Origin of the sequence: Gilliamella sp. HK2, assembly GCF_001690265.1 — a bacterium.
GTDB lineage: Bacteria > Pseudomonadota > Gammaproteobacteria > Enterobacterales > Orbaceae > Gilliamella > Gilliamella apicola_C.
The window spans coordinates 1-1,851 of record NZ_LZGV01000047.1 but is presented as its reverse complement, the minus strand read 5'-3'; the positions used below and the strand labels follow the sequence as shown (position 1 = coordinate 1,851).

3 protein-coding genes are annotated in these 1,851 nt (G+C 33.4%); all 3 read left to right on the top strand.

Translation table 11 applies throughout. From position 1 onward, the window contains the following. The coding region (locus A9G45_RS14350; protein ID WP_218057032.1) for a DUF6708 domain-containing protein at nt 1-512 on the top strand (512 nt) is incomplete at its 5' end. After that, the gene (locus tag A9G45_RS04270; RefSeq protein WP_065567566.1) at nt 512-1,342 is read left to right on the top strand and encodes a DUF6708 domain-containing protein; all 831 of its coding nucleotides are present in this window, start codon (nt 512-514) and stop codon (nt 1,340-1,342) included. The genes A9G45_RS14350 and A9G45_RS04270, both read left to right, overlap by 1 nt. After that, the coding region (locus A9G45_RS04265; protein WP_218057031.1) for a DUF6708 domain-containing protein at nt 1,342-1,851 on the top strand (510 nt) is incomplete at its 3' end. The genes A9G45_RS04270 and A9G45_RS04265, both read left to right, overlap by 1 nt.

Sequence of the window (1,851 nt, the reverse complement as noted above, 5' to 3'; positions counted from 1 at the left end):
TTGTTTTCTATCTATTCTATGCTCCCGAGGATTGCCCAATCCGTTTTAATCGTAAAACCGGTAAAGTTTATATTTATGACCATTTTCTTTTATATTTTGGTTCATTAAAAACATTTACTCGTTCACCATTTAGAGTGAAAGAGATAACAATGAAAGAGTTTGATTGGGCAGATATTCAAGGGGTAATGACCTCAGTATCGGCACCGATTTCTGGTGGTGGTATGGTCAGAACTTACCGTATAGAGTGTGTGGTATGTGAGCCTAATACCACCAATGTAATTGACTACTTTACTTTTTGTATAGATAGCAGTTTAAGTTACGATGAGTGGATGTGGGTGAATAGTTTTATGGCATTTTCGGATAAAAACCTCGATACCGAACAGATGCCAGATGAATATGAGTGGTCGGTAAAAATCAATTGGTCCGAAGAACTCGACAAAAAATCCAAGGCCAGCTCGCTTGAAGAATATCAACAAATAGATGCCGAATATAAAAAGTTAGGAAATAAATAATGCCATCAAAATATCAACCGCAAGTTTCCGCATGGCGCGAGGATTTATATAAAGGGGTTTATACAACGCAATTGCATTTAAGTAATAATAAAAAATTGCGTTATGCTAATGATGATTATTGTGAATTTTCAAGAAGTTTTACAGGGATGAGATTTTTTTTTCGGTTGGCGACTATTTTTTTTTCATCAATAGTTATTTTATTTTTAATATTTGCACTCTATTTAACTTTACCAAGTGTTTTGATGGGAGTTGAACATGAAATGTTATTATTAATATGTTGTTTTATAGGTTTTTTTTCTGTTTATTTTTCAATTCAGATGTTTTTGAGTGTTATTTTTGCTCCTGAAGATTGCCCAATACGATTAAATCGTAAAACGGGTAAGGTTTATATTTATGATCACTTTATTTTATATTTTGATTTATGGGAAATTTTTACTCGTTCCCCTTTTAGAACCAAAGAGATCAGCATTAAAGAGTTTAATTGGGCAGATATTCAAGGGTGTATGACCTCAGTATCGGTACCGACGGGCAGTGGCGGAATGGTTAGAAGCTATCGTCTAGAATGTGTGGTATGTGAGCCTAATACTACTAAAGTGATTGACCATTTTCTGTTGGCGACCGGTAGCAGTTTAGGTTATGAATGGATGTGGATAAATAGCTATATGGCGTTTTCTGATAAAAATTTAGATGCCGAATTTATGCCAGAAGAAGACTTTACTTGGCCAATCAAAGTCAATTGGCCAGAAGAAATCGACAAAAAATCCAAAGCTAGCTCGCTTGAAGAATATCAACAAATAGATGCCGAGTATAAAAAGTTAGGAAATAAATAATGCCATCAAAGTACCAACCGCAAGTGTCATGCTGGCGCGAAGATTTGCATAAAGGAATATATACAACACAATTACATTTAAGTAATAATAAAAAATTACGTTATGCTAATGATGATTATTGTGAATTTTCACGACGGTTCACAGGGATGAATCCTTTTCTTCGTATATTTATGGTTACTATTGTGTTACTTTGTAATTTAGTAACTATATGTGGGTTATCATGGATCATACCAAATACTATTATAGACACTGATGGCAACGCAATCGTTATACCTTGTTGTTTATTATTAATATTTTTAACTTATTTTCTTTTTCTAATGGCTTCGAATATTCTTTTTGCTCCTGAAGATTGCCCAATCCGTTTTAATCGTAAAACAGGTAAGGTTTATATTTATGATCATTGCCTTTTATATTTTGGCTCATTAAGAACGTTTACTTGCTCACCTTTAAAAGCAAAAGAAATTACAGTTAAAGAGTTTAATTGGGCAGATATTCAAGGGTGTATGACA

Excerpts from the sequence above, each read along its gene's own strand:
- A9G45_RS04270 (WP_065567566.1), top strand. The coding sequence starts at position 512 with ATGCCATCAAAATATCAACCGCAAGTTTCCGCATGGCGCGAGGATTTA.